Below are 8,965 nucleotides of genomic sequence, written 5' to 3' on the forward strand. Positions count from 1 at the left end.
GTGTGCTTTTGCGAATGAGGCCACACATATGGTGTGCCGAATGAGCAAAAGTGCGCTGCAACGCAGTAGATCGGGCTTTTTGCGACGCCATCAAATTTTCATTACAATATCAGACTGAAGAAGATAGAAAAAAACCTGCAGTTAGTAGTATGTTCATACCGAAAGATCTTCTTTGCCTGACCTTCAAACCAACCACCTGGCGGCTGCAATTTTATCAGTATCTTTTTTCCTTAAGAATAACAACATAGGTGTCACTGCACATGAAAATGATCCTCCATGATAGCATGCGCCAATTAAAAAATTCAACCGAATAGAGACGTCCTTTTACTCCTTTACCCTTAACACCCCACATCGAACAAACAATTTCACAACCTCGATTTGACTATGATTTCGTAACCATTCAGCATCTTCAACACCACTTGGCACTTTCAATCCCGAGGTTCTAGAAAATTCTGGCCCCCCTGATGAATGGTTCAATTAATTCATATAAATTTTATCGTATTTACAAAAAACTAGATATTATTCTAAACTTCGTTTACATTTATTAGTTTAAAAAGGTTGTTTTTTGTTGTTTTGAATATTTTCAACACCTTAGGCATCATCAAACATACCCCTATACTTTCAGCGTACGAGAGTGTTGAGTACTCGACGGTCTTCCCACTTCGACTCCTCGCCTCAAGAAACCACACCATTTAATTAATTATTCCTCATAACTTTCACTCTTACTTAAAAAATAAGCAAAGGAGAAATCTATGTCCCGAAAAATGGTCACCATTGATGGAAACCAGGCCTGTACCCATGTAGCTTACGCAACCAGTGAAATCATCACCATCTACCCTATTACCCCTTCGTCATCGATGGCTGCCGAAGCCGACTCCAAGGCAACAGCCCTTCAGGAGAATATCTGGGGTTCCGTGCCGGCTGTTACCCAAATGCAATCAGAAGGCGGCGTGGCCGGCGCTCTGCACGGCTCTCTGACTACAGGCGCCATGTGCACCACCTTTACCGCCTCACAGGGCCTGCTGCTCATGCTCCCCAATATGTTCAAGATCGCCGGGGAATTGACTTCGACTGTCTTCCATATCTCCGCCCGGGCTTTGGCCGGCCAAGGACTATCGATTTTCGGTGACCATAGCGACGTCATGGCCGCCCGCCAAACTGGCTGGGCAATGCTCTGCTCACAAAACGTTCAAGAGTGCCAGGATATGGCCTTGATCTCAACCCAAGCCACTCTCAAGAGCCGCATCCCCTTCATGCACTTCTTTGACGGTTTCCGAACCTCACATGAAATTCAGAAGGTCGAGCAACTCACCTATGACGACATGAACGCTATCATCGACGAAGATCTGTTGATTGCCCACCGCCTTCGTGGCTTGACCCCAGATCATCCAATGATTCGCGGCACCGCCCAGAATCCTGATGTCAATTTCACTGGCCGCGAGACCGCCAACAATTTCTACAGCGCTTGCCCTGCCATCGTTCAAGACACCATGGACAAGTTTGCAGCGATCACTGGCCGCCAGTACCACCTGTTTGACTATCACGGAGCGCCTGACGCTGAAGAAATTGTCATCATGATGGGTTCTGGTGCCGAGACTGTTGCCGCCACCATCGACCACCTCATTTCCACTGGCAAAAAGGTCGGATTAATGATCGTCCGTCTATTCCGGCCGTTCGACTGCAAAGCAATGGTCAACTCAATTCCAAGCACTGTCAAGAAGATTACCGTTCTTGATCGCACCAAAGAGGCCGGATCCGTTGGTGAGCCCCTTTACCTTGATATCCGCGCTGCTATAGGCGAGGCTGTTGAATCATGCCGGACCAACTGTCAGCCATTGATCCTTGGCGGCCGTTACGGCTTAGGTTCCGCTGAATTCACCCCAGCCATGGTCAAGGCAGTTTTTGACAACATGTCCTCATGGGCCCCCAAGAACCACTTCTGCGTCGGGCCAAACGATGACGTTGCCTTTACCAGTTTAAACTATGACCCCTCGTTTAACATCGAAGGAGCTGATGTCTACCGTGCTATGTTCTACGGCTTAGGTTCAGACGGCACTGTCGGAGCAAACAAGAACACCATCAAGATCATTGGCACCGAGACTGACAACTCAGCCCAAGGTTACTTTGTTTACGACTCAAAAAAATCAGGTTCGATCACCACCAGCCACCTGCGCTTCGGCAAGAATCCAGTAGTTGCCCCCTACCTGATCAATAAAGCAAACTTCATCGCCTGCCACAACTTCACCTTCCTTGACAAATACGACATGCTGTCCAATCTGGAAGTCGGCGGCACTTTCCTGCTGACCACAAACTTTGACGCCAAGTCTATCTGGAAGCAATTACCTGCCAAAGTTCAACAGCAGATGATCGACAAGAAGACCAAATTTTATGTGATCGATGCGATCAAATTGGGTCATGCCATCGGTCTTGGCGCCCGCATCAACATGATCATGCAGACCGCCTTCTTCCTGATCTCCGGAATCCTTACCAAGGAAGAAGCGATCAAGGCCATCAAGGGCGCAATCAAGAAAACCTATGGCAACAAGGGCGAAAAGATCGTCAAGATGAACTACGATGCAGTTGACGTTGCAGTGAGCAATATCACCGAGGTCAAGATCCCGAAAACGATCAGTGGCCACGAATTGCCCCTTACCGTACCGGCCGATGCTCCCACGTTTGTACAGGAAGTTACCGCCACCATGATCCAGGGCAAGGGCGACAGCTTGAAGGTCTCTCAGATTCCGAACGACGGCACCTGGCCAACCGCCACCACCCAGTATGAGAAACGCAATATCGCCGTTTCAGTACCGGAATGGCTTCCAGAAAACTGCATTCAGTGCGGACGCTGTTCACTGGTATGTCCACACGCAGCTATTCGGCTGAAGATCGTCAAAACCGCTGACCTCAAGAAAGCGCCCAAGACCTTTAAAACCGTTGACGCCGTCGGCAAGCAGTTCGAAGGTCGTAAAGCCACTATCCAGGTCTTCACTGAAGACTGCTGCGGCTGCACCCTGTGTTTTGAGGCCTGCCCGGCCAAAACCAAGGCTCTGCAGATGATCCCCAACACCGAACCTCTGCGCGTCACCGAAGCAGCCAACGTCAAATACTTCCTCAGCCTGCCCGAAATCAGCCCGGCAGAGATTGATCCGTCCACGGTCAAAGGCAGTCAGCTCATGCGACCCTTGTTCGAGTTCTCAGGCGCTTGCGCCGGCTGCGGCGAGACTCCTTACATTAAACTGGTCACTCAGATGTTTGGGGACCGGATGATGATCGCCAATGCCACCGGTTGTTCGTCGATCTACGGGGGCAACCTGCCGACTACCCCTTACTGCAAGGACGCCAAAGGTCGCGGACCGTCCTGGGCAAACTCCCTGTTCGAGGATAACGCCGAATTTGGTCTTGGCATGCGCAACACTGTCAGCAAAATGGCATCTCAAGCGATTGAATTACTGGGCAAGGCTGTCAACGAAAAACTCATCACCAAGAAAATTGCGAGCGACATTATCGACGCCTCGCAAAAATCACAGACCGAAATTGATACCCAACGTGAGCGGGTTGCAAAACTCAAAGATACTCTGGCAGGATCTAATTCAATTATCGTTAAACGGCTTCTCCCCATTGCCGATTTCCTGGTTAAAAAATCAGTCTGGATCTTTGGTGGCGATGGTTGGGCATACGATATCGGCTACGGTGGTCTTGATCACGTCTTAGCTTCAGGTGAAAACGTTAATGTCCTGATCATGGACACTGAAGTTTACTCAAACACCGGTGGTCAGATGTCCAAGTCCACTCCTCGCGCTGCCACTGCTCAGTTCGCTGCCGGTGGAAAGAAAATGCCTAAGAAGGATATCGGCATGATCTTCTCCACTTACGGCAACGTCTATGTCGCAAAAATCGCCTTTGGCGCCAATCCAGGTCAAGCCGCCAAGGCTATCGCCGAAGCCGAGGCTTATAATGGTCCATCTCTGATCATCGCCTACTCACACTGCATCAACCACGGCATCAACATGACCAAGGGCCTTGATCAGCAGAAGAAAGCCGTTGAATGCGGACATTGGCCGCTGTACCGTTTCAACCCGGAACTTGAGAACGAAGGCAAAAACCCGCTTCACATCGACTCCAAGGCCCCATCTATTCCGTTCGCGGAATACGCCTTGAATGAAAACCGTTACCGAGCGTTGAAACTTACTAACCCGAGCATGGCCGATGAGTTGATGGCACTGTCACAGAAGGACGTTGAGAAAAGCTGGAAATTCCTTGAGGGTCGTGCCAAGGCCCTTGAGCCAACCAACTAAATATTAATTCTATTAGGTAACTGTCCAGTAGTGCCACATCTGCGTTGTTATCGGCTTGCTCATGTGCGAAAAGCACACATCGCAGGCCGATGCCTAGCATCTGCGGCACTGCTGAACAGTTACGGTTCTGGGCTTCGGCACCTTTCTGGGTCAGAAGGTGGATAGTTACTCTATTAGTAACAAAAAAAGGCGGCGGTTCCTCTTGGAACAGCCGCCTTTTTTTGTTGTCAGACAGGCCGGCTAAGATATTCATTAAGTTCTCGATCAGGAATAATCTCAGCTTACCTTCCAATAGACAATAGTTACAGGGATAACTTGTCACCAAGTTATCTGCTTAAGGAATTTTTATAGAATTTTTTTTTAATGCTATGCTATACTGACAGGTACTAAGGTCCTTGACCTCAAACCTCCACAAGAACACTCTCTAAGCTTATGGTTAATACAGAACAGCAACAACAAAAAATCCTCATCGTCGAAGATCAAGTTGATGCCCAAGCATGGTTGCGCGACAATGCCACAGCCATTGGTTTCGACGCAGAGATTTGTTCTTCTGGAGAGGCTGCCTGGGCCTTATTTAACAATGACTGTTATCGCCTAGTTATCATCGAATGGAACTTACCTGCCGATACAAGCCGTACTCTTTGCCGACAGATCAAATCATCTCCTGTTGGCGGTTATTGCACCATCCTCATGATCGCAAATCAAGTCAATTCTATCGACCAGACCACTGCTCTCATGGCTGGGGCCTGCTACTGCATGGACCAACCGGTCATGACATCACAAATTGCTGACTGGCTCGCCATTGCCAAACGTAGTATGTCGGAACGCCTAGCCATTGAACAAACAGTAAAATCCATTGATCGGTACAAACTTGAACTGGAAGACGTAAACTCACAACTTGAAGGGTCCATAGAACACGCAAATCAATTAGCCATGGATGCGGAAAGGGCGTATATCGAAGTCAATCAGATCTTCAAGACCGTGGCTGGCGGGATCGCTTTAGTCAACAATGACTTCGAAATCATCCGCAACAACGAAACCTTTCTAAAAATGGCCAATACCACCGCTGATCAGGTCAAAAGCCGCAAGTGTTACGAGGCGTTCCACTCCACCCTCTGCAACACACCAGAGTGTCCTCTGACGAGAATAAATAATGGCGAAAAACGGGTTGAAAGCCAAATCGAAAAGCAAGATATAAACGGTGAGACGATCTATTACAGCATCGTCTCCACCCCATTTCGTGGCTTGGTGGGAGAACTGCTGGGAATGGTCGAGCACATCACCGACATCACAACCAAGGTCAAGGCAGAAATACTGCTTAAGGAGAGTGAGAGCCGTTACAAAGAACTCAGCATTGTCGATGAATTGACAGGTCTCTTCAATAAACGCCATTTCAACGAGACCCTGCGGAATGAAACCGACCGATCAAGACGGTATAACCGCCCTCTATCCATGATCATTATGGACATCGACAACTTCAAACACTTTAATGACACCTTCGGTCATGCTGAGGGAGACAAAGTTTTGTCCGTCATGGGGAAGATTATCACCCAAAGCATCAGAACCATTGACCGAGGTAATCGCTATGGCGGGGAAGAATTTACCGTCATCCTGCCAGACACAACAGCAGAAGAGGCGATTTTTGTGGCGGAACGGATCAGACAAACCTTTGCAGCGACGGATTTTTTTCCCCAGCAGGGCGAAAAGGTTAACAAGACCGTTAGTCTCGGCATCACCCAATTTCTAACCGAGGACACACCAAACAGTCTCATCAAACGCGCCGATAGAAATCTTTATCAAGCCAAGGAGTCCGGCAAAAATTGCTACGTGCTGACATAACCTGAGGATGAGGCGTCAAGCCCACATCTCTTCCCTGAACTATCTCGCAATAACAAATGACCCGGGATAGCGTCGCTGCCAATCTAGCTCTTCAGACTTCGCAACATCAAGACTGCACCCAACCCACACCTGCACCCTGTAGTAGCGGGTACCGTCTGCTTGATCATATACCTGGGCAATGGCCTTACTCCCTTGGCTTACCATGACCTCCTTCAAACGATTCGCATTATCCCTGCTGGTGAAGGCGCCGATCTGAACGTAAAATTCTCCCTCGTTGAAATCCCGCGACGACACAAAACGATTCCTGACCTGACCTCTCACCAAAGTTCGTTCCGCCTCGCCCAAGGCAGTCACTCTGACCTTGGCAGTACCCGGACCATCAACTCCAAGCGCTCTCGCTCCACCCAGGCTCAAGTCAATAACACGTTCCTTAGCAAAAGGTCCCCTGTCGTTAACCCGCAGCACGATCTCCTTGCCATTGGTCAAATTTTTAACCAGGACCCTGGTGTTCATCGGTAAAATCTTATGAGCGGCGGTAAGGCCCCTCATATCATATGTTTCGCCATTAGAGGTCTTTCTTCCATGAAATTGCGGTCCGTACCAGGAGGCCACCCCAATCTCCTCATATCCATAGGCAGAAGGAATCGGATAATAGGTCTTGCCGTCAATTGTATAAGGCCGCTGAGTAGGAGGAACATAACGGACAGCAGACTCCTTTCGCGAAGGAACTGGCAACGACTTCGGCTGAGGCGTATAACTGTAAGGCACCTTGCTCGCGCAGCCATGAAGCATGACAGCAACAACAAACAACGTAATGATTACAGTATATTTTCTCATGGTAAATGTAAGGGCATAAGCCGTTGTTGATAAAATTGTCCTGCTTTCCCCGTGGTGTGCGGCGTATATGGGGTCATAACCACTGTCCCTTTCTGTGGAACAATTCGGTCAAATACTGTCTCACCTTCATTATTAGTGAAAGAGAGATAAAGGTCAAGTAGTGGACGACAAACCTGAAGCATTCCTTGAAGATCAAAGCAGGTGTTAACATCCTCCCACCGCCTGAGTTCATAGGCCTGTAACCACAAACCAGGCAATGCTTTGCCGGTAATGCCATCGGCCATAGTCACCTCGTCTTCCCCTCCGTCAAGATAAAGCGCCGTTTCGAGTCTGGATTCAAGCTCGGCGCTCCCCTGCCGGGTCACTCCCTCCCACATTTCGTAATCCGGGTCGTCCATCCGAATGAGATGATTGCCGTAATCGCCAAAAGTCCATTGACTATGACAAACCTGACATCCCACCTTCTTGCCATAACGGTCATGGGCGGAATCAACCATCACTGGGATAATCACCGTTTTCCCATTTGCCAGAACCAAATCCCTGCGACCACCACGGTCAGTCACCGATATCACCCGTTGATCAAGCGAATCTCCATGGCAGGACACACAGGAAAGCGACTCCTTTCCGGCCATCAATTCGCTCGCACCATGACAGTCGATGCACTGCATCCCAGCCTTCTGGTGAACATCAGGGACTAACTGATGATAACCAAGACCAAAGGGCTCACGCTGTTCTTCACCTGCAGCGAAAGGGGTGCGATAATCCCAATTGACATCATGATCGAAGCGGCCGTAGTAATCAGCTCCAACCCGATTCCCATAATGACAGCTCAAACACTGCTGATCACTTGGTTTTGCCAGAAAATCATGCTTAACCAGTGAACCGCTGGCAAAGGCAAGATGGCAGGCGGCACAGCCAGTACCGTGGACAGTCGCCGGATATGCCTCCCCGGCTGAATAGACGTGACAGCGCAGGCAACGCCGACGCAAGAGGTCATCAACGAGCTGCAAAGGAGTTGCCGGAGAAGAGTCTCCACGCGGGATATCGACGAGTGAAACAAGAGTTTCTGTGCTACCAAAGGCCTGACGGACCATATTGATTTCATTAGCAACAGTGAAGTGCACCGTTCCCGCCACCTGTTCGACAATTTCCCCATGGCACCTTCCGCAAAAACGAGTCATGCTGACCGGATGGGCTGGTTGTTCGATCAATCCCTGATGTGCGGCATTTTTGTCGGATCCATGAGCATCACCAAGATGACAGTCCTCACAAAAAAAATCATGATTCTCTCCCAGAGATACCGGATGGCAGCCACGACATCCCTTCTCTGATGGCTGAGGTTTCCCGGTTGCATCCAGAGCAACCGGATCACCTGCACTACCGGATGATGCTGGTTCATTCCCAGTGCACCCCCACATCATGAGAATTACGCCCATACCCATTATTACTTTACGCACAAAGAGTCCTTCCGAGAACAACAGTCTTCCCACCAGAACAGCTTATAATTGTTCATTTTACAGCCTAAAGCCAGAGGAATAGAAGAAGAGGCAACCACGATAATGCGCACAGTGGTGAAATAAAAAACATTCCCTTGCGTTATTATCAACGCAGGCCTACACATTTAATAAGCAACAAAGAGGGGGCAGAGAAGTAATTCAGATATTTTTTTATTCCTCATCCGCCCCTCTTCGGGTAATTCCTGTGGTGCCAAAATCAAAGGATTTAGTTACTGACGGAATCGAGATAAAATTTAATTTTTTCATAGTGATCTGGCAAGACTTTTCCAGATACATAATTCTAAATCCGTGAGTTGAAAAGCTTCGAGGAAGTCCTGGTCCCTTTTAGTGGCGATTTTGACCGCCACTTTATGCAAATGAGAGCTTATATGGCCAACGTTGAGCGGTTTATTATAGTCAACTTATCCTGTAACTACACAGGGTAACGGTAATCAGTTATCGATTTACGGTTAAAAGAATCATGATTAGTCATAAATC

Annotated in this window: 4 protein-coding genes; 2 read left to right on the forward strand and 2 right to left on the reverse strand. The window is 48.7% G+C overall.

Going from position 1 to position 8,965, the window contains the following annotated elements; all coding sequences use genetic code 11:
• The first annotated feature begins 752 nt into the window (after positions 1 to 752).
• Positions 753 to 4,295, forward strand: a complete 3,543-nt coding sequence (nifJ, locus tag FP815_11250) for a pyruvate:ferredoxin (flavodoxin) oxidoreductase (protein MBA3015509.1) — start codon at positions 753 to 755, stop codon at positions 4,293 to 4,295.
• A 432-nt stretch (positions 4,296 to 4,727) separates the two neighbouring features.
• Positions 4,728 to 6,134, forward strand: coding sequence for a diguanylate cyclase (locus FP815_11255; protein ID MBA3015510.1), 1,407 nt, complete (start codon positions 4,728 to 4,730; stop codon positions 6,132 to 6,134).
• 39 nt (positions 6,135 to 6,173) lie between these two features.
• Here the strand turns inward: FP815_11255 and FP815_11260 are convergent, their stop codons facing one another.
• Both FP815_11260 and FP815_11265 read right to left on the reverse strand, forming a co-directional pair.
• Entirely contained in the window at positions 6,174 to 6,971 is a 798-nt protein-coding gene (locus tag FP815_11260) for a septal ring lytic transglycosylase RlpA family protein (GenBank protein MBA3015511.1), read from the reverse strand.
• On the reverse strand, positions 6,968 to 8,428 hold the full coding sequence (locus tag FP815_11265; GenBank protein ID MBA3015512.1) for a hypothetical protein: 1,461 nt from the start codon (positions 8,426 to 8,428) through the stop codon (positions 6,968 to 6,970). Before FP815_11265 ends, FP815_11260 begins: the two co-directional genes overlap by 4 nt.
• Between the last annotated feature and the right edge of the window lie 537 nt (positions 8,429 to 8,965).

It is taken from the genome of Desulfobulbaceae bacterium (assembly GCA_013792005.1).
Classification (GTDB): domain Bacteria; phylum Desulfobacterota; class Desulfobulbia; order Desulfobulbales; family VMSU01; genus VMSU01.